Source organism: Prolixibacteraceae bacterium, assembly GCA_019720755.1.
GTDB classification, from domain to species: domain Bacteria; phylum Bacteroidota; class Bacteroidia; order Bacteroidales; family Prolixibacteraceae; genus Halosquirtibacter; species Halosquirtibacter laminarini.
In genome coordinates, this window is the sequence record CP081303.1 from 2,595,685 (window position 1) to 2,615,562 (window position 19,878).

Sequence of the window (19,878 nt, forward strand, 5' to 3'; positions counted from 1 at the left end):
CTAGATGTGATTATGAAATATCATTCAAAATGATTAATTTACACAAAAATAAACAATATAAACCTGAATAAAACAAAACAGGTAGCTTATATCCACCTATACACTTCAAACACCTTCTATATGAATGATTTTGGAACCATAATTTGTAGCAATATGGCCATGCACAGAGATGCCACCTTTCAATCAGAGACAATATCTGAAGTATTATGGGACGAACCATTTATCATTCATAAATCCCAGAAGGACTGGATCTATATAGAACTTCTTTACGATCACTACAAAGGATGGATTCCCGCTTCGATTGTCATCCCCATTGAAAAAGGGACTGCCCTACAAATGGACAATGATTATATTCCGGTACACACTTTCAGCGCACACAAAAAATGTATCATCGATAGTGCAGAACAACATATCCATATTCCGATGGGGGCTATGACCAAAGACATAGGACGTAAAATAGCCCCACTTCATCGAATAATGGATCATTTGATTGGGGTATCTTACCGTTGGGGTGGTCGTAGTTCTTTCGGATTAGACTGCTCTGGACTCACTCAACTTCTCTATAAATTCATTAGACATCGTATCCCTAGAGATGCGTCAGATCAAGCAAAAGAGGGCATCCTCATGCCATTTGGAGAACAGAAATTTGGAGACCTCGCTTTTTTTGGCCCTAATGAACAAAATATTAGTCACGTCGGTTTCATTAAAAGTGTAAATCAAATTTTCCATGCTTCAGGAAGTGTAAAAGTAGAAACCATCACGAAGCAAGGGATTATAAATAGCAAAAACGAAGTCACACATCAACTTTTATTTATAAAAAGGATGAAATAATAGGCAATAATGGAAAAAACACATCTAATAATTTATATATTGGCGATATTGATAGTCATATATTTATCTTACAACTGCTCAAATAAGAAAAAGAAATAAAATTCCTGTTATTCTTATGGATCTGTTTTTTTTGTTAAAAAGTTTCTATATTTGAGAGCTTAATAAGAGATGAATAATATATTCATTAAATCCATTTAACTTAGTCGACAATGAGTTTTGTCTATAAATATCCTCGTCCAGCAATTACTGTTGATACCATAGTGATCGCTCCACGAAATCAAGAAATGCTTATTCTTTTAATTAAAAGAAAAGAGTATCCTTTCCAAGGATCTTGGGCCCTTCCGGGAGGTTTCATCAATATGGATGAACTTCTTTTAGATGCAGCTGCACGAGAATTAGAAGAGGAAACAGGAATCTCTGGAGTAAAACTAAGCCAGTTCTTCACTTTTGATGCGATCTTAAGAGACCCAAGACAAAGAATCTTATCTTCCGTTTTTCATGGAGAACTTCCTGAACCAGTACCTGTAAAAGGAATGGATGATGCACTTGAGGCAAAATGGTTCCCTATTATCTCATTGCCTGAAATGGCTTTCGATCACAATGAAATTATCCGTAAATTTGTTAGAGAGAAACTTTAGACCCCCCAATAAATGCTTTTGGAGAAGGTTATAAAGCAATACATATAGTAAAGAGATCTATTGATAGATCTCTTTTTTTGTCTCCATAAAATGCTTCAGAATAAATATTCAAGGAACCAAAACTCTTCATTTATGAAAATAAAGGCCCGAAAATGCATTAATTTTCATGGTTCTGATACTAGATTTTTATGGTAATATTATGGTCGCAATCGACAGATGCAATAAAGAGAATGATAATAGGTTGCTAAAACCTCGAGGAACGTTGGTTGAATCAGATTCCTGCATTACAACAAAAGGATCTTCAGCTTGTCGAAATAACGCAATCTAATATATCGAAGGCTGGTCCTGTGTTTGTCGAAGCTTAGTGGTCATTAAATGAGACTTTGTCCAATACATGTTAAATAGTTCATTATACCCAATATAGTTCTATCCCTGAAAGACAAGGTAGTGCAGTTATCTATAGCGTGTATGAAAATAATATCGTGTTTCTATTTGATTGATACAATAATATCGTTTTAAACCATTCATCCAATTATGGAATTGCAATATGCGGTGACAATTCCTTGTAACGGGACTTAAATTAGGCCCCTGTATTTCAACAATAGGTTCTTGAGTTTATCGAAAGATAACAACCTACATATTGACAGCAATTCCTCTGCTTGTCAAAATGTGAGGTGGTCGAACAATACTTCATCCAAGATGTTAGATAGTTCATTATACCCAATATGGTTTTGTCGTTGGGAGACAAGGCTGCTCATAATAATGGATATAAAACATTGGAAACGATGATGTTTTCGTTTTTATCAAAAAAAAGAGAGATCTTATAACAAGATCTCTCTTTTTTTATTCTCATAAGATGTGATTACTCAGCATCTTGATCTTTTTTGTTTTTGCTTGTCAATTGCTCAACAGAACCAATCTCCATGAATGTAGTTCCAGCACCAGCACCGAAGCTTCCTCCAACGTAAACTACGTTGTCCTCTTTTACAAGAGTTTCGTCTTCAACCATTCCTTTCAATACAGACTTAACCAACTTGTCTTTGTTCTTACGACCTTTGATAACATCAGCGTAAACACCGTAAGAAAGAGCCAATTCTCTCATTACATTTGGAGTGTGACACTTAGCCAAAACAGGCTTGTTACAACGGAAAGCAGCCAAATAACGAGCAGTACGTCCAGACATTGAATCTGTTACGATTGCTTTAACATCCAAATCTTCTTGATTTGCAGCCTTTACAGCAGCTTCTGCCAAGAAAGCAGGAACTTGGTAAGGAGCCATGTTCACATCCAAGTTGTTTGTACGGTCTTGAGCAGCCTCAACTTCTTGAGCAATACTAGTCATAACCTTAACAGCTTCAACTGGATAGTCACCATATGCAGTCTCACCAGACAACATGATAGCATCAGTATTTTGGTAAATTGCATTCGCAACATCACTTACTTCCGCACGTGTAGGACGAGGATTCTCGATCATTGTGTGAAGCATCTGAGTTGCAATAATCACAGGCTTCTTACGAGAAACACAAGTACGTACAAGTGATCTTTGGATTCCAGGAATCATAGAAGCAGGAACCTCGATACCCAAATCACCACGAGCTACCATTACACCATAAGCGTGGTCAAGGATCTCGTCAACGTTTTGTACACCATCGTGGTTCTCAATTTTAGCGATGATTTTCGCTTTACTATTTTTAGAATCAAGAATTTCTTGAACTGCAAGAACGTCTGCTGCGTTACGCACGAATGAGTGAGCTATGAAATCAATATCATTCTCAGCTGACCACTCAATAAACTTTTTATCTTTTGCAGTAATAGCTGGCAATGTAATTGTTACACCAGGAACGTTCACACTCTTACGATTCTTGATCGCGCCATCATTACATACTACAGTAACAAGTCCTTCTTCTGTTACATCCTCTACTTTCAACTCTAGCTCACCATCATCAATTAGAAGTGAACTTCCTGCAGGAACGTCGTTTGCAATACCTGCATAGTCAAGGAACAATACGTTGTCTTTCGACTCGCCTTCGCCACCTTTTACGATCACCTTATCTCCTGATTTTACAGAGATAGGATTCTCCACATTCTTTGTGCGAATTTCTGGACCTTTGGTATCTACCAAAATCGCAATCTTGTCTGATACTTCACGAATGTTTTTGATCACACGCTCAGTATCCTCTGGCATTTGGTGTGCTGTATTAATACGCACAACGTTCATACCTGCTTCGTGTAGTTCGCGAATAAACTCTGGTTCGCACTTTCTGTCTGAAATTGTCGCAACAATTTTAGTATGCTTCTTGATATTCATGTAAAAAAGTTATTTAGAAGAAATCTGATTTCGCCACAAAAATATATATTTTTTTTAATTTACATATCCTAAAACATACGTTTTATTGATTGTTTTTTCATTTTTAAATTGTATTTAGATGAAAGAGAATAAAAAAGTTTGAAAGGAGATGCCTTTATTATTATCTGGGCCATTCTCCAATCAAACTATGATTTTTAGTCTTTTATATACTATCTACCCTTCAAGAATTGTAAATTAATAGAGGTAAAAAGCTGAAATACGGGAACACCCACTCCTTCTGAATAAATTGAATATTGAGGTTCTATGAAAAGGTTTGCCACAGTATTTCCTATTTTTACGACTTGACCATAACCGATACCAATAGGAAAGTTATAAGCCTCTTTCTGAAAATCAACAGTCCATATTGGTGCACCTCTTAAATAACGTCCTTTTCCTAATTGGAAAAAGTAGAATGGTTGTATTGCCATTAAGTTCATCTGCTTATTAATATCTTCACCATAATATGGTATATCTCCGTCAGAACGATCTCCTACTCCAATATTCCAAGTAACTAAACCACCCCATTGAAATTTAGGGTTCGTTGCAATATATGCAACAAAAGCAGCTCCTACTTGATACTGATCTGCTCCCATCGAGTTAGTACCTGTTGGGAATGTAGCCATAGGACCAATACCAAAGTTTGTAGCTCCGGTCTTTACGAGATAAGTCGCAAACAAGTTTAGATCACCAAGACCAGATTGCTGTCCCATATTGGTCGTACTATTTAAAACTGGAAGCGTTCCCCTTAATAAAACACGTCCAATAGGTTGTGCATATCTAAGATTAGTCATGTTTACCTTAGAATCTGTCCCAGATATATTTGATAAATAATTAAACTGAACATTAAATGCTTTCATATTGGCCAAAGGATTATTGGCTTGAGCAGCTTCAGACATAGAGTGATTCTCTTGTGCAAAGCCTTGAAAACAGAAGACAATAACAGCTATAAGTACAATTAAATTTCTTTTCATAACATTCTGATTTATAACAAATAATTGATTTACACTCATAAAAACAGACATGCAAACCTAAAAGTTCAACACCACCATCAAAGATCTAAGCTCAGAGGAACAAATTCTGTTTATGAAAGATATATTATAAAAAAAGTCTAAGCGTCAATACTCTTTAGAGAAACAAAAAAACGAAGATATTAAAAGAGTTATTGGTGTGAAATAACTACTTTTGTTCGCTTATAAAATCTTAGATTAAGAGAATGACAGGGAGTTTAAAAAACAGATGGTTGCCTACGAGCCTTAAAGAGGTTAAAGAACGTGGATGGGAAGATATTGATGTGATCTATTTTACAGGGGATGCCTATGTAGACCATCCATCATTTGGGGCTGCTGTTATCGGTCGTATTATGGAAAGTGAAGGGTTGAAAGTGGCTATTATCCCACAACCCAACTGGACTGATGACTTGCGTGACTTCAAAAAATTAGGAAAACCAAATCTATTTTTCGCTGTGACAGGAGGAAATATGGATTCCATGGTGAATCACTATACTGCGAACAAAAGAAGACGTTCCAATGATGCATATACTCCAGGAGGTCGCGCGAATGCTCGCCCTGACTATGCAGCGTATACATACGTGAATATCCTTAAAGAGTTATATCCTGATGTTCCTGTGATTGTTGGAGGAATAGAGGCTTCTCTTCGTAGATTAACTCACTATGACTACTGGAGCGACAAACTTCGCCCAGGTTTTCTTGCAGATGCTCCTGCCGACCTTCTATTCTATGGAATGGGAGAAAAATCGGTTAGAGAGTTTATCTCTCTAGTTAAAAAAGGAGTTCCTGTCTCCTCTATTACCAACATCAACCAAACTGCTTTCGTGAGAAAAGATTGGGAGAAGTATGCTACCCAAAAGAAGTGGGACTCTCAAGAACTTCACTCACATCAGTCTTGTCTTGAAGACAAAAAGAAGTATGCGGAGAACTTTAAGAATATTGAGATCCAATCCAATAGTTGGGAAGCTAAAAAACTCCTGCAGAAAGATCACGATAATGTAATAGTAATCAATCCCCCATATCCTCCTCTAGAAGGGAAGGAACTAGACGAAGTATACAAATTGCCTTTTACTCGTCTACCCCATCCTCGATATCATAAGAAAGGAACAATTCCAGCCTATGAGATGATCCGTCATTCGGTAAATATGCATCGAGGCTGTTTTGGAGGTTGTGCATTCTGTACAATCAGTGCTCATCAAGGCAAATTTATCGTCTCTAGATCTGAAGAGTCGATACTAGAAGAGATAAAAGAAGTTACATTGATGCCTGATTTTAAAGGGACTATTTCCGATATCGGAGGACCTTCTGCAAACATGTATAAGATGAGAGGTAAAGATCTGTCCATCTGTAAAAAATGTAAGAAGCCATCCTGTATATTCCCTAGAATATGTAGCAACCTGGATAACGATCATGAAACATTGACAAACCTTTATAGACAAGTAAGAAAAGTCGAAGGGGTGAAAAATGCTTTTATTGGAAGTGGGATACGTTATGATATGATTCTTGGAGATCATCAGGATCCTGACACAAAAAGAAAAAACCTAAAATATCTCGAAGAGGTGATTAAACATCATGTTTCAGGTCGCCTGAAAGTGGCTCCAGAACACACGTCAGATAATGTACTGCAAGTGATGAGGAAGCCCTCTTTTAAGCTCTTTCACGAACTGGTTCCTTTCTTCAATAAGATCAACAAAGCCAATGGATTAAAGCAACAGTTGATTCCATATTTTATCTCTAGCCACCCTGGCTGTGAGTTAAAAGATATGGCAGATTTGGCTATACAAACCAAAGCATTGGAATTTAAACTAGAGCAGGTACAAGACTTTACACCGACTCCAATGACTGTAGCAACCGTTATATACTACTCAGGATATCATCCATATACTCTTGAGCCAGTACATACGGTAAAAACAAGTAAAGATAAGTTAGAACAACGCCAGTTCTTCTTCTGGTATGATTCCAAACAGCGCCACCAAATAGAGAGCTCTTTAAAAAGGATAGGAAAACAAGAGTGGATTCCAAACCTATTGGGACAAAGCAACAAAATATCAAAACCTAAAAAAAAGGAGCCAAATAAACAACAGAACAATCCAAATAGAAAAAAGAGAAGATAACCAACGTTTTACATAGGATATATCTTTTGAAAATATTAATTTGACACTAAATAAACGAGCTAAAGTGGGATTCCCACTTTAGCCCTCCTAAAATAGAGAGTATGAAGGTCTCAGAATGGAAAGAGAGCGTTATAGATCCATCTCAAATTGATAAATATCTTGTAGATGGAGAAGATTTTATCTGTGAAGATACAATCAAGCAACAAATTAAAGATGGGGAAAATCCGTCAGACGAATATATAGAAAAGATTATTCAGAAAGCACTTTCTGTACATACATTAGCCCCTGAAGAGACAGCTGCACTATTGAATGTCAAATCACCCCAGATGTGGGATAAGATATTTGCTGCTGCTTTAGAATTAAAGAAAAAAGTTTACGATAATCGTATTGTTTTTTTTGCACCATTATACTGTTCAAACCTTTGTGTAAACAATTGTGAGTACTGTGGCTTTCGTGAAAAGAACTGTACAGAGAAGCGAGTAATTCTCGATTCGGATCACATCAAAAGAGAGACACGTTCGGTTCTTAATGAAGGACACAAACGATTAATATTGGTATTCGGGGAACACCCTAAGTCTGACATTGACTATATGATTGATGCCATAAAAGCAGTTTACGATGTAGAAGCAGAAGCTCCTAAATCAGGAAAACTAGCAAATATCCGTCGTGTGAATATCAATGCGGCTCCAATGAGCATCGAGAAACTACAACGTCTCAAAGAGACAGGAATTGGAACCTATCAAGTTTTTCAAGAGACTTATCACAAAAAGACCTATTCAGAGGTTCATCCAAAGAATACATTAAAAGGAGACTATCATTGGAGACTATATGCCCTTCATAGAGCGATGGAGGCTGGAATTGATGATGTAGCTATCGGAGCCCTATTTGGACTATACGATTGGAAATTTGAAGTGATGGGACTACTCTATCATACCCTAGAACTAGAGAATCGTTTTGGGGTGGGACCTCATACAATCTCATTTCCTCGTATTACACCCGCGTCGGGATCTGATCTGAGTAAAAACCTTCCATATCAAGTAAGCGATGAGGACTTTAAAAAAATCGTTGCTATTCTTCGCCTTTCAGTTCCTACTGCTGGATTAATTATTACCGCAAGAGAGAATCCTGAACTTAAAAGAGAGGTTATTAAACTAGGTTGTACACAAACCGATGCCTCAACTCGTATTGGAATTGGTGGTTATAGCGACCAGTTAAACCAAGATAAACAACAGTTTACTATTGGAGATCCTAGAGATCTTGATGACGTGATACAAGAGGTCTTAAAAGAGGGATTTATTCCTTCATTCTGTACTGCAGGTTACCGTTGTGGACGTACAGGAGAAACGATTATGGGGATGCTAAGCCATTGTGTAGAAGGAAAATTTTGTAAACTAAATGCGGTGCTTACTTTCAAAGAGTATCTATATGATTATGCTTCGGAAGAGACTCGTAGGTTGGGAGAGAAAGTAATTGAGAAAGAACTTAAAGAGATCCATAAAGAACAATACTTTATAGATCATCCGAAACTGACAGGGAAGTTTGACCAACAGTTTCATGATATAACGATCGGTAAGCGGGACCGTTTTATTTAAAAACTAGAGATAAAGATTATGAATAATATTGATATAAATAGATGGAAAAATAGAAGGATGTGTGACATCCTTCTTAAATATCCACGAGTGTTATCTATATTGGATAGACTTCATATACACCTTGAATTGCATGAGATGACAATTCAAGAGGTGTGTGATAGAACAGGCACAAACATTACCATGTTTGTCATCTTACTAGAATCTTTTTTAGACAAAACAGATAACTTTCAAGGCAAATGTGATATAACACTTATACCAGACCTTGTGGCCTACCTAAGAGAGTCTCATCACTACTTCCTTAATAAGAAGATTCCATTTCTAAATAGCATACTAGAGCAGTTTATAGAAAGATCTAATCATCCACAAATTAAACTACTAAAAGTATTCTTTGAAGAGTATTGTCAGGAAGTAAACCAACATATGTCGTATGAAGACAAAGATGTATTTCCTTATATCGAGAAACTATACAAAGACTCTATTGATCAGAACATCAAACAATTGGATTTCTCTATAGAGTATTTTGAAGAACACCATACCAACATCGAAGAGAAACTTAGTGATCTAAAGAATCTTCTAATCAAACACTTTGCTTCCGACTCAGGGAACTTCCTTAAGACCCAGTTTCTAGTAAACTTGTACGATCTAGAAGACGAAGTACACGATCACTCTCGACTAGAAGATGATATTCTCATCCCATTGGTAAAACAGTTAGAAAATTTAACCACCAAGTAAGAGATGAGCGATAAACTAAATGTTGTTATAATAGATAATTCAACCATTATAAGAGATGGTATCGAAGCACTTTTAAATAGAAGCTTTTTCCCTCTTACCACCCACAAGCTATCTAACTTTCCGATAAGCCTAGATAAATATATCAAGTTGAAAGTGGACTTGATCCTGATTAATGGAGATATTCTGTGGGAATACACAGGGGAAACTAAATCACTATTTGAAAAACTTAAATCCAAAAACACTCCTGTGGTTGGATATAACATCCAGAAAAAACTACAAAAGAAATTATTCTCTTCACACTTCTATCTAGATCAATCAGAGGAAGAGATTATAGAGTCTATTAAATCTCTTATCTATAAGACACAAAAGATAGTGGAGGAAGACAGTAGTAATTTGTCTACTAGAGAGATTGAGGTGATTCGTCAGATTATCGATGGTAATAGTAACAAAGAGATTGCAGAAAACCTATTTATCAGCACCCATACTGTGATCACACATCGTAAGAATATTACCCAAAAGTTAGGTATCAAGTCAATCTCAGGACTAACAATTTATGCCATATTACATGGACTTGTTGAGATCGACGAATATAAGAAACCGTAAGCTCATAAAAATAGAACAATCTATATTCATTTAAAGTAATTATGGATAAATTTGAATATACCCAAACCTTAATATAGAATGGATATCCCTTATCTAAAAAAGACGGGGAAGTCCAATGCATAAGACAACCTCTGTTTGGATATCGGGAATAAAATCAATGTAAATATTCATATTAAATAGATAGGGCTTTTATTATATTTGCGAACACGCTCCCTGTAAAGAGAGCCTATTAATTATCCAATTCATTAAACATTAGATAGAAACCATGAAAAAAGCACTTTTAACACTAGCTGGTGCTGCTTTTATTAGCGTGGCTGGTGCTCAAACAAAAGATCCTGCGAATATCCAAATTATCGAAGGTGGTAAGGGGTATTATCAAGAGACCATCATGAAAGATATTAGTAAGGTAAACAATCAACTTAAAGAGAAGAAGCCTTACAAACGTTTTGTAATGGATCAGTCTAAAATGGTTCTTCCTAATAAAGTAGACATTTACAAAAAGCTATGGGCTTTCGATCCTATCTCACAAGGAAATACTGGATCATGTTGGTGTTTCTCAACGGTATCGATGTTAGAATCTGAGATCTATCGCATGCAGAAAAAAGAGGTGAAACTTTCTGAAATGTATGTGGTATATTGGGAGTATGTCCTGAAAGCAGAAAGATTTATCGAAAAGAGAGGTCACTCTAACTTCTCTCAAGGATCAGAAGGAAATGCTGTCGCTCGTGTCGCTTCTAAATATGGTCTTGTTCCTGAAAAAGAGTACACAGGAAAACTCAATGGTCGTAAGTTCCATACGCACGAAAAAATGTATGGTGAGATGAATACATATCTAGAGGGACTTGAGAAGTCTAATGCTTGGAATAAAAAAGAGGCTATCGAGACAATCAAGGCAATCATGAACCACTATATGGGAACTCCTCCTGCGTCTTTTAATGTAGATGGAAATGTTTATACGCCTCTATCGTTTATGAAAGACTATGCTAAAATTAATCCAAACGATTATGTAGAGATTCTTTCTTATAAACAAGAACCATATTGGCAACAAGTAGAGTACACTGTACCAGACAATTGGTGGCATAGTAAAGAGTACTACAACATTCCTCTAAAAGATTATATGAAGATCATCCGTCGTGTGATCGACAAAGGATACACAGTAAGTATTGGAGGAGATGTATCAGAAGCTGGATTCCTTAGAGAGACTCAATGTGCTATGGTCCCAGATTTTGATATCCCTGCGAAGTATATTAGCGAAGATGCTCGACAATTCCGTTTCTCTAATGAAAGTACTACAGACGATCATGGAATGCACATGATTGGATACATCAAGAATTGGAAAGGCGATGGTTTTAACTGGTATCTTATCAAAGACTCTAGTTCAGGATCAAGAAATAACGATCCTAAGGTTAAAGAGTTCGGATACTACTTCTTCCGTGAAGACTACATCAAACTAAAAATGATGGGATTCACTGTTCATAAAGATGCAGTGAAAGACATTATTAAGAAATTCAAATAATACATCGTATTATAGAGATTTTTTTAGGGGAGTATGTGTTCTACATACTCCCCTATTTTGTATCCAAACATTCGTAAATATAACTATCTAATTTAATATCTATTTCTAACCTATCTAGAAAGACAGAACCACTGTCTTTTTTCACCTCTTTACCTATTAATAATCGCATAAAGGCTAAAAAAATAAACATCATGTGATGCTTTTTTCTTATTTAGAGTGTTGCTTACCATGATTTTATTAAATTAGTTGCTTATCATATTATTCTCAGTGACACAAATAAAATCTATAATAAATAGTATTAATATCTCCAACTAGACATATTTCACAAATCATAAATAAATCTATGACACCGAATTTTATCTTTAAATCTATCATTTGTATTTTATGTATTCTGCCATCTAATTTATTGGCATCATATCAAACAGATAATATCTTACAGCCTAGTAACACTTCTCCTCTAACTGTTTTTAACGACTCCACCAACCAAGTTCCTCAAACCTCTACATCAGAGACTCCGTTAGATTCGATACAAGGAGGAGCAAAAAAGATAGAGGTAAAGACAAATAACGATTCGATCCAAACGACTGATATAAATCGAAGCAATTCCATTGATCAAGATTCACTGAAGATAGAAGAGGAACAGACAGCAGGAATCGATACGATCGTAACACCACCTACTGACACGACGACTACTCCTGAAATTACCATTTCAGAATCATTTACAGAAGAGACAAAAAGCGCTGTAGATCAAACAGAAGAAGATATCGTAGTAGTAGAAGACAAAGATAAAAAAATTGCAATAGGAGGAGTAAGATACCAGGAGGCAATACGCCTATTATATGAAGAGATTGAAGTAGAAGATGCCTACACCATTCTTCATAAGGAAGCACTTAATGGAGACATTGCAGCACAACTATTCCTTGCTCTATATCCAAATAAAACAACCTTTAATTCATTAGACCCTTCCCTTGAACAGATCTTCCTTGATGCCAATGAAGAAGATGCTCAAAGTCAATATCTACTAGGGAAGTCCTATCTTGGAAATGGTTATATCATCAATTTAAAGAAATCTATATCGTGGCTACAAAGAGCCAAAGAGAATCGAAACATTCAAGCATCGATACTATTATCGAAGCTTACCTTATACGGTATTGGCGTTGAGAAGAGTCAGTCCAAGGCATTTAAGATGCTATTAGATGCAGCAAAAAGAAAAGATACCATAGCACTACGTTTGGTCGCAAATGCTTACATAAAAGGAGCCTATGGACAGAAAACCAACCCTCAAAAAGCAATTCCCTACCTTTTACCAATAGCACAAAATGGACAGATCCTGGCACAACGACAGCTAGGAAAAATCTACTATAAAGGGAGACGTAGTAAGTCGGTGATGTGGTATACAAAAGCCTCTACTCAAGGAGATATTGAATCCACAAAAATACTAGCCGATCTATACTATAATGGAACGGGGGTCGTAAAGAACTATTCCAAAGCAAAACAGTTATACACACAGTTGGCTTCACAGAGTGATATGAAAGCCTTAACCATGCTTGGCGATATCTACTTTTATGGAAAAGGAGTTAGAAGAGACTACAACAAAGCGTGTCAATACTATCTTCAAGCAATGGAACACGGAGCCACCTCTCCTGCGACCAACCTATCTCGTTGTTACGACAAAGGATGGGGAGTAAAGAGAGATCATCTTTATAGAGATTTCATTCAAGGAAAAGCGAGCAAACACTACAAACTAACACCAGAAGAATGCCACACACTTGGAAGTCAAGCAACGCTTTACTCCCATGGAGCCAAGATGAATGTGGACTTCAGTGGACTAACACACTATAGGATCGGAAGAGAACTAGAAAAACAGGGCAACTTTAAAAAAGCATTCCAATGGAATAAGATGGGAGCACAATACAACCACGACCTCAGTCACCTAAAACTAGGTGAGTATTACATCAAAGGACTTGGTATAGAAGTAAACAGAGACAGCGCATTCCACCATTTTATTATTGCTGCTGCGATGGGTAATAAGAGTGCGAATCAAAAATTAACCCAATACAACTACCAAAGAGTAAACCCGAATGTGATTGAGAAAGACATAAAACTCTTAGAGGAGATTGCATATCATGGCAACAAAAGAGTCGCAATATTCCTATCTCGTTGTTACAAAAGTGATAAACTAGGAGTCGTATATAATATTGATAAGTCAAGCTATTGGCAGAAAATAGGAGACAGTAAACAGAAAATCATCTCATTGAATAAATGGACACAGGGACAGTGGAAAGACCTGAGGTTTATCACCAAACAAGCATATGCACAAAATAGAGAAGCACAGACGATTCTTGGCTATTGGTATCTCATCGGAATAGAAGATCAAGAGAATTTAAGCGATGCCATTATGTGGTTAGAGAGTGCATTATCTACTGGCGACCAAAGTGCGGCCCTATTGTTGTCGCAGATATACTACTATGGATACAAAACCATTATGCCAGACAAAGATCTTTACAATAAGCATATAGAAATTGCCAGCAAAAGCAACAATCCAATAGTCAAATTATCCACCATAGAACTACAACTTCAACACCATCTTACGGGATCCCAGATGAAAAAGAAGGTAACAACATTAGAGAAGATTGGTAAGATGACTCTATCGTCTTCTCAGAGAAGATGGCTACAGTGGATACAACATCACCCAAGCACATTAACCAGCACTTTGGATCCAGATTATGCAAAGAGATCCCAAAATATGATTGCCAACATCCTTTTTTATGGACCATATCCCGTATACAATCCATCCAAGTCGATGTTATACTATCAAATAGCAAGCAAAGCTGGATCGGCTCAATCCATGATTAATCTAGCATATGGTAATCAATATCATTTGATGCGTCAAGGTACTGCTTCTAGAGCTCTTTTTCATTGGAGAACCCTATCCAAAGAAAACCAAGCATTGGCAAAGCCATACCTTTATCGTGCCTACTCCGAAGGCATCGGAACACGAAAAAACAGAAGTTACGCCAAAAGATACAAAGTAGATAGCGTATTATAAGAGACCTTCAAATCCACATACATCTCACCCTAGCAAAAATAACGTTAGGGTGAGATGTCATCCAATCCAACATTAAACAAAAAGGGAAATGTTATTCTAATTGTCAAGAAGAGAACTCCTCCTCAGACAAATGAAAAAGAGGAGATACTCAAAAAGTATCTCCTCCTTATATTATTGCATATAACGTCTATTCCCAGTCAAGAATCACTTTACCACAATTACCCTCTTCCATCACATCAAAACCTTTTTGGAAGTCCGTATAGTGCATACGGTGTGTAATTACAGGAGTCACATCCAAGCCAGAAAGAAGCATTTTCTCCATATGGTACCAAGTTTCATACATCTCACGACCATAGATCCCTTTCAAAGTAAGCCCTTTAAAGATCAATCGATCCCACTCTACTTGAGTCGTTTCAGGAAGCAACCCTAAAAGAGATATTTTACCTCCATTATACATATGAGCCAACATATCTTTAAAAGCATAAGGCGACCCAGAGCACTCCAGCCCAATATCGAAACCAGAAACCATCTGCATCTCTTCCATCGCCTGACTAATGCTTGACTGCAAAGGATTCACCACCTTAGTCGCACCCATCTTCTCAGCAAGTTTGATACGATACTCACTAGTCTCTGATCCAAGTATATTATTAGCACCAACAAAACGAGCAATTGCAATAGCCATAGCACCAATAGGGCCACCCGCACCAGTCACAATAACATCCTCTCCTACAAGAGGGAATGAAAGAGCAGTATGTGCAGCATTACCTAGAGGGTCCATAATAGAGACTACCTCATCAGGGATACTAGCATCTATTTTCATTACATTTTCTACAGGTACAGATACATATTCTGCGAAACCACCATCACGATTCACTCCAATACCCACAGTATTATCGCAAATATGTTTACGTCCTCTTCGACAGTTCCTACAAAACCCGCAAGCAATATGTCCCTCGGCAGTCACACGGTCACCCAACTTATAGTTAACCACTTCACTACCAACTTCAACAATCTCACCTACATACTCATGACCAATAGTCATTGGTGTATTAATAGTTTTTTGAGCCCATGCATCCCATTTGTATATATGAAGATCCGTACCACAAATAGCACTCTTCTTAACCTTAATAAGAACATCGTTGACTCCAACCTGAGGCATTGGCACATCCTGTAGCCACAACCCCTTTTCTGCTTTTGCTTTTACTATTGCTTTCACGTTAGTCAATTTATATAATGGTAATATTTTAATTGTGTCATATATGATAAAGAGCAGTTCATCTTTTACCTGCATAAACCCGTCAACCTTTGCATATACGAAAATAAAAAAATTATAATACTAAACACCATGTATTATGACAGGAAATCAAATAATTTATTACACTTTTTTTATCCTCATATATTCGTTTTTAATTAAATTTGAAACCTTGTTTTTTGATAAATAGTCAAACAAGGTCTATACATTTATTTAATCATTCATTCCTATGAGTAAGAATAATAGAAAAGGAGTTGTCTATTCGACATCTGACAACTACGAATACGATTACGATAACAACGAAGAGATGGAAACTCTTACTCCAAACCAGCAACAGTTAAGGATCCTTTTAGATCGTAAATCTCGCAAAGGAAAAACCGTGACACTCATTGAAGGATTTGTGGGAACAGAAGAAGATCTTAAAGATCTTGCAAAGAAGTTAAAATCGAAATGTGGCGTAGGTGGATCCGCAAAAAATGGAGAGATCATCATTCAAGGAGAATTTCGTGATAAAATAATCACTCTTCTAGAACAGGATGGTTATAAGACAAAACGTGTTGGAGGCTAACTGAAGAACCTGAGATTTTAATCAACAAATTAACCACCACCATCTAAAATAGATTACTCTTGAAGAATAAATTTATTCTTTTGCTACAAGAACATAGAGCACTTGGTCTCCTACTCAAACCTTGTCTTATTACTCAAAGACAAGGAGCTCCTTTTTACACTATTGTAAAACCGATTCGTTCTCACAATTTCTTGGATAACGACTATGAGTATAGCCAAGTAGAAAAAAGAATTGTAAAGATCACTGAAAGCTTTAGTGATGATAGTTTGGTCAAAAGATTCAAACAAAAAGGAGGCTTAAAGGAGTTATATGAAAAACTAACTTCGGATGATTTTCGTGAAAAGATAGAGCCTATTATAGACAGAACCCATACACAATGCTTAAGACTAATGAAGCAGAATGGGATACGTCTTTTCTTTTCTAAAGGACAGAAATATAACAACATCTATGATGAAGACGAGATCATAATTCATGACACCAACAACACGGCCACATTCCTTTTTCACAAAACAGACCAAAGTATTCGATATGCAATTCGTCTTAATTGTAATGGAAAAGAGATATCCCTACCACATAGAATGCTTAAGGTGTTAACTAAAAACCCTTGCTCCATCGTAGTGGGACACAATCTCTATCTATTCGAAGATCTGCAAGGCAAAAAATTAAAACCCTTCTTAAAGAAGAGTCACTTAGATGTGCCACTTACCATAGAAGACGAATACTTTAAAACATTTGTCTTAAATACCATCAAATGTTATCCAGTAGAGGGAAATGGATTCACCATCAAACACATTCATGAGTTACCAAAACTCGTATTCGAAGCAGAACAGGTAGATGACAAACATGTTTTAGTAAAACTCCTATTCTCATTACATGACCACACAGCTTCCCTTTCCAAGCACGAATCCATTGTATCCTACAGGAAACAGCATGGGCAATATATCTACACCAAGTGCGACTTTCCTGAAAAGGAGTACCTACAGCTACTCAACATACTTACAGAAAAGAATCTGAAAGTAGAGAACGACATTCTACACTTCAATGATGCGAAATACTACACCAAATCCAGCTTCATTGAGATACTTCATGAACTAGAAGAGAGCTGTATTGCATTTGATATCACCCACCGTTTCCTTGATGGTTCTAAACAGTTCTTTATTGGGAAAAGAGAACTTGCTTTCTCTGTACAACAGGACGACGATTGGTTTGATCTAAAAGGAACGGTTACCTTTGGAGACTACCAGTTTCCATTTACGCATCTCAAAAAACATATTCTCAATAACATCCCTGAGTTTGAACTACCCAATGGGCAGATAGCACTGATCCCTCAAGAGTGGTTTACCAAGTTCAAAGAGATATTCTCTCTCTCTGAAGGAGAAGTAGATAATCTAAAAATACGCAAAGTTCATTTCTCTCTTATCGACCCAACATATCTCGAAGAGAAGCAGAAGATTAAGAAAAAATTAGAGAAACTATCCAACAATGTAGAGATAGTTGACGTTCCAGACAATATACAGGCCACTCTAAGAAACTATCAGGTAGATGGTTTTCATTGGATGAACTACCTCAACAACAATGGGTTTGGAGGCTGTCTTGCAGACGATATGGGGCTAGGAAAGACCCTTCAATGTATCACATTGATTGCAAGCCTAAAGGAGAAGTTAAAGAGAGAATCCAATAACGAAGTGCTATCCACAAACCTTATCGTATTACCCACAACGTTGGTATACAACTGGGAGAACGAGATCAACAAGTTCTGTCCATCTCTCTCTTGTTTTAAATATGTCGGAACCTATCGTCCTAAAGGAGCACTCTTGAATGAGACCATTCAGAATAATGATGTCATCCTCACCACGTACGGAACCATCCGCAACGATTATGAGATTCTAAAACAGTATCGATTCCAATATGTTATTTTGGATGAAGGACAAAACATAAAGAACCCTCACTCCAAAACATACAAGGCCATTGAACAGTTAAACTCTATTCATCGCCTGAGTATTACTGGTACTCCAATAGAGAACACCCTCTATGATCTTTGGGCACAGCTCAACTTCCTAAACAAAGGTCTCTTAGGCACAGAGGCTTGGTTTAAAAAGAACTTCCTTACTCCCATCGAGAAGAAAAATGATGAGGAAGCACAGGCCAAATTGTTAAAGCTGATCCAACCATTTATTCTGCGAAGAACGAAAGAAGAGGTAGCAACAGACCTTCCTCCTCTATCTGAGCAAACAAGACTCATGAAGATGAGTGAATCACAAGCCAAAGGTTACGAAAAGGAGAAATCAGCAATACGAAATATGCTCTTAGAAGAAGAGATCGCAGGTCCGAGTAAAGAGAAACAAGCACCTCTGGTGATACTTCAAGGACTCATGACCCTTCGACAATGGGCAAACCATCCCCAAATGATTACGGGTGACCCTTCGATGAACTCAGGGAAATTTGATGAGGTGATGCGTATGCTTCGTATTCTACGAACAGAAAAACACAAGATACTAGTCTTCTCCTCTTTCGTAAAACACCTAAACCTCTTTGAAAAGGCATTTGTCGAAGAGCAGTGGAAATACTCTATACTTACGGGACAGACACACCAACGACAAGAGATCATTGAAAAGTTCCAAAAAGAAGAGGATAACAATATCTTCCTAATCTCTCTTAAAGCGGGAGGAGTTGGTTTAAACCTTACCGAAGCCGACTACGTTTTTATATTAGATCCTTGGTGGAATCCTGCAGCCGAACTCCAAGCTATAAACAGAGCTCATAGAATAGGACAAACCAAGAATGTATTTGTATATCGTTTTATCTCGGAAGGAACCATCGAAGAGAAGATTCAGAAACTAAAAGACAAGAAGTCTCTTTTAGCCGAAAAGTTTATTCAATCAAACAATCCACTCAATGGTTTTACATCGAATGAACTTCTATCTTTAATTGATGACTTATGATACGTAAATATTTAGAAAAAAGAGCACTAAAAAAACTGAATAAAGGATGGCTTCTTTATGATCAAAAAGATCGTAAAGAAGCATCTCGCATTGCTCTAAAATATGTGAATAGTAAAAAACCACACATCAAACAAAATGCGATACGTCTGTTAGGGCTTTCATACTATAAGATGGGAAACTATGATCTGTCCATCAAAACTTTTATTCAGCTTACTGACATCACCCACTACAAACAAGACTACTATAGTTTGGCACAAAGCTACCTCAACGACGAACAAGTAGACAAGGCGATGGAAGCATTTGAAAAAATCACTACAGCCAAAGCACCAGCAACCGTCTATGCCTTCTCTCATGGAGAGCTACTACTACAGTTTGGCAAACGATTATATCAAAAAGGCTACTATCCAGAGTCGATCACACTACTCAATCAACTCATGTCGTTTTATGCAGGGGTAAGAAGTATCGACTCGAAGATCCTTTTTGAAAGAGGTCTTCCCGAATTCCATTTCTTTGAAGACTGGGTAAAAAAGATTATTCCCATCCACCACAACGATCCATCACAGTGGTGGTTCCAAGCACAAAAAGTGATTCCAGAAAAAGCAAAAAAGAGACTAGCCATCTACTTCAAAACCTTATAAGAGAAAAATAGTATACAAAAAAAGTGGATTGTATAACAACCCACTTTTT

The 19,878-nt window shown here is 36.9% G+C and carries 14 protein-coding genes; 11 read left to right on the top strand and 3 right to left on the bottom strand.

All coding sequences use genetic code 11. From position 1 onward, the window contains the following. The first annotated feature begins 120 nt into the window (after positions 1–120). Positions 121–831: a C40 family peptidase gene (locus K4L44_10175; GenBank protein ID QZE12955.1), complete on the top strand. Its 711-nt coding sequence runs from the start codon at positions 121–123 to the stop codon at positions 829–831. Positions 832–1,040: 209 nt separating this feature from the next. After that, complete coding sequence (locus tag K4L44_10180) at positions 1,041–1,469, top strand: NUDIX hydrolase (protein ID QZE12956.1); 429 nt, start codon at positions 1,041–1,043, stop codon at positions 1,467–1,469. 862 nt (positions 1,470–2,331) lie between these two features. On the opposite strand, the gene pyk is transcribed toward K4L44_10180, so the two are convergent. Beyond that, on the bottom strand, positions 2,332–3,771 hold the full coding sequence (pyk, locus tag K4L44_10185; protein QZE15993.1) for a pyruvate kinase: 1,440 nt from the start codon (positions 3,769–3,771) through the stop codon (positions 2,332–2,334). 215 nt (positions 3,772–3,986) lie between these two features. After that, on the bottom strand, positions 3,987–4,787 hold the full coding sequence (locus K4L44_10190) for a hypothetical protein (protein ID QZE12957.1): 801 nt from the start codon (positions 4,785–4,787) through the stop codon (positions 3,987–3,989). 242 nt (positions 4,788–5,029) lie between these two features. Between K4L44_10190 and K4L44_10195 the strand changes: the two genes are divergently transcribed. The 6 genes from K4L44_10195 (at position 5,030) to K4L44_10220 (ending at position 14,429) form a co-directional block, all read left to right on the top strand. Beyond that, complete coding sequence (locus K4L44_10195) at positions 5,030–6,937, top strand: YgiQ family radical SAM protein (protein QZE12958.1); 1,908 nt, start codon at positions 5,030–5,032, stop codon at positions 6,935–6,937. A gap of 101 nt (positions 6,938–7,038) precedes the next feature. After that, entirely contained in the window at positions 7,039–8,529 is a 1,491-nt protein-coding gene (gene hydG / locus K4L44_10200) for a [FeFe] hydrogenase H-cluster radical SAM maturase HydG (protein QZE12959.1), read from the top strand. Between the two features lie 18 nt (positions 8,530–8,547). Then, the gene (locus tag K4L44_10205) at positions 8,548–9,261 is read left to right on the top strand and encodes a hemerythrin domain-containing protein (protein ID QZE12960.1); all 714 of its coding nucleotides are present in this window, start codon (positions 8,548–8,550) and stop codon (positions 9,259–9,261) included. Between the two features lie 3 nt (positions 9,262–9,264). Continuing rightward, on the top strand, positions 9,265–9,864 hold the full coding sequence (locus K4L44_10210) for a LuxR C-terminal-related transcriptional regulator (GenBank protein ID QZE12961.1): 600 nt from the start codon (positions 9,265–9,267) through the stop codon (positions 9,862–9,864). Between the two features lie 265 nt (positions 9,865–10,129). Further along, positions 10,130–11,380: a hypothetical protein gene (locus K4L44_10215; protein QZE12962.1), complete on the top strand. Its 1,251-nt coding sequence runs from the start codon at positions 10,130–10,132 to the stop codon at positions 11,378–11,380. Positions 11,381–11,723: 343 nt separating this feature from the next. Continuing rightward, positions 11,724–14,429, top strand: a complete 2,706-nt coding sequence (locus K4L44_10220) for a sel1 repeat family protein (GenBank protein ID QZE12963.1) — start codon at positions 11,724–11,726, stop codon at positions 14,427–14,429. Positions 14,430–14,616: 187 nt separating this feature from the next. On the opposite strand, the gene tdh is transcribed toward K4L44_10220, so the two are convergent. Continuing rightward, positions 14,617–15,645, bottom strand: coding sequence for an L-threonine 3-dehydrogenase (tdh, locus tag K4L44_10225; GenBank protein ID QZE12964.1), 1,029 nt, complete (start codon positions 15,643–15,645; stop codon positions 14,617–14,619). Positions 15,646–15,910: 265 nt separating this feature from the next. Here tdh and K4L44_10230 point away from each other — a divergent pair, with 265 nt between their 5' ends. From K4L44_10230 to K4L44_10240, 3 genes are read left to right on the top strand one after another with little or no spacing between them, the layout of a single operon-like run. Then, positions 15,911–16,249 (top strand): translation initiation factor, encoded by a 339-nt coding sequence (locus tag K4L44_10230; GenBank protein QZE12965.1) that lies wholly within the window; start codon positions 15,911–15,913, stop codon positions 16,247–16,249. Between the two features lie 59 nt (positions 16,250–16,308). Continuing rightward, positions 16,309–19,191, top strand: coding sequence for a DEAD/DEAH box helicase (locus K4L44_10235; GenBank protein QZE12966.1), 2,883 nt, complete (start codon positions 16,309–16,311; stop codon positions 19,189–19,191). Then, positions 19,188–19,829, top strand: coding sequence for a tetratricopeptide repeat protein (locus tag K4L44_10240; GenBank protein ID QZE12967.1), 642 nt, complete (start codon positions 19,188–19,190; stop codon positions 19,827–19,829). The genes K4L44_10235 and K4L44_10240 overlap by 4 nt, the downstream gene beginning before the upstream one ends. Positions 19,830–19,878: the final 49 nt, after the last annotated feature.

Excerpts from the sequence above, each read along its gene's own strand:
- K4L44_10215 (QZE12962.1), top strand. The coding sequence starts at position 10,130 with ATGAAAAAAGCACTTTTAACACTAGCTGGTGCTGCTTTTATTAGCGTG.
- K4L44_10230 (QZE12965.1), top strand. The coding sequence starts at position 15,911 with ATGAGTAAGAATAATAGAAAAGGAGTTGTCTATTCGACATCTGACAAC.
- K4L44_10190 (QZE12957.1), bottom strand. The coding sequence starts at position 4,787 with ATGAAAAGAAATTTAATTGTACTTATAGCTGTTATTGTCTTCTGTTTT.
- K4L44_10240 (QZE12967.1), top strand. The coding sequence starts at position 19,188 with ATGATACGTAAATATTTAGAAAAAAGAGCACTAAAAAAACTGAATAAA.
- K4L44_10180 (QZE12956.1), top strand. The coding sequence starts at position 1,041 with ATGAGTTTTGTCTATAAATATCCTCGTCCAGCAATTACTGTTGATACC.
- K4L44_10175 (QZE12955.1), top strand. The coding sequence starts at position 121 with ATGAATGATTTTGGAACCATAATTTGTAGCAATATGGCCATGCACAGA.
- K4L44_10205 (QZE12960.1), top strand. The coding sequence starts at position 8,548 with ATGAATAATATTGATATAAATAGATGGAAAAATAGAAGGATGTGTGAC.
- hydG (QZE12959.1), top strand. The coding sequence starts at position 7,039 with ATGAAGGTCTCAGAATGGAAAGAGAGCGTTATAGATCCATCTCAAATT.
- K4L44_10220 (QZE12963.1), top strand. The coding sequence starts at position 11,724 with ATGACACCGAATTTTATCTTTAAATCTATCATTTGTATTTTATGTATT.
- K4L44_10210 (QZE12961.1), top strand. The coding sequence starts at position 9,265 with ATGAGCGATAAACTAAATGTTGTTATAATAGATAATTCAACCATTATA.
- K4L44_10195 (QZE12958.1), top strand. The coding sequence starts at position 5,030 with ATGACAGGGAGTTTAAAAAACAGATGGTTGCCTACGAGCCTTAAAGAG.